Origin of the sequence: Candidatus Clostridium eludens (assembly GCF_045310515.1) — a bacterium.
GTDB lineage: Bacteria > Bacillota > Clostridia > Clostridiales > Clostridiaceae > Clostridium_B > Clostridium_B eludens.
Map to the genome: position 1 here is coordinate 1 of NZ_JBJHZX010000185.1, position 346 is coordinate 346.

Here is a 346-nt window from a genome sequence, read left to right on the forward strand (position 1 = left end):
GTTATCTTATTTACAGCTCCTGATTTAACCATGAAAGGATCTGTTACTATAAGAGCTTTTTTTCCTGCCAAATTATTTAAATAATCTATGGAACCTGAATCACAACATATGATAAGTCCCTCATTTTGTTCTTTTAAATTATTAAGGTATTCTACTGAACCTTCATCAAAGCATACAGTAGGTTTAATGCTAAATGTACTCATAAAAACCCTTCTTTCCTAACATTTAGTTATAATTTTATTTATTTTTCTATCCAGCCCTGCTTATAGATTAAAGATTTAATTTAGCCATTATAGCTTTTACTATAGCCTGTACATCTTCATTATCTTCTGGTTCTGCTGGTGCA

Annotated in this window: 1 pseudogene; it reads right to left on the reverse strand. The window is 30.1% G+C overall.

Annotated features, from left to right (window positions below):
• Nucleotides 1-203 (reverse strand): annotated as a pseudogene (locus tag ACJDU8_RS25765) (alcohol dehydrogenase); the annotation flags it as partial.
• Between the last annotated feature and the right edge of the window lie 143 nt (nucleotides 204-346).